1 protein-coding gene is annotated in these 449 nt (G+C 66.1%); it reads right to left on the bottom strand.

Annotation, left to right across the window (positions count from 1 at the left end; genetic code table 11):
• Positions 1 to 260, bottom strand: a 260-nt coding sequence (locus M3149_RS22765; protein ID WP_251711627.1) for a hypothetical protein, incomplete at its 3' end; no start/stop codon positions are given.
• Between the last annotated feature and the right edge of the window lie 189 nt (positions 261 to 449).

Raw genomic sequence — 449 nt, 5'->3', positions numbered from 1 at the left:
AGCATGGACATCGTGGCCCGCTCGCGCTGGTCACGCTCGAGGTCGGCGAAGAAGGCCTCGTCGACGAGGTCCCCGAGCAGCACCCGCAGCTGCCGGACGTTCTTGACGCAGTGCGCCCGCTGCCACTGAACGGACTCCCACTCGGTGGCGGTGACGCCGGCCCAACCCGGGAAGCGGGTCCAGTCGGGCTCCACGAGCTCCACCCGCTGGTACGGGTACGGCTGACCGGTCTCGAGTCCGATCGAGGTCTCGATGCTCATGGTGTGTCTCCGTTCTCGGCCTGCGGCAGGGCGTGCGGTTTTGTGCCGACTGTCGACGCGTGTCACGATACGCAAAGTCCTACGGACTGTCGAACGCATCACCGCAAGATCTGTCGTCGTGCCAAAGTCGTAAGGGAGGAAATCGTGCCACGACCCGGAAGTCCGGTCGGCCTGCACCGCGTCCTGGCT

This window comes from Hydrogenophaga intermedia (assembly GCF_023715105.1).
Taxonomy (GTDB): Bacteria; Pseudomonadota; Gammaproteobacteria; order Burkholderiales; family Burkholderiaceae_C; genus Hydrogenophaga; species Hydrogenophaga intermedia_A.
The sequence above is the reverse complement of the archived record's forward strand: the minus strand, read 5'-3'. Positions and strand labels throughout refer to the sequence as shown.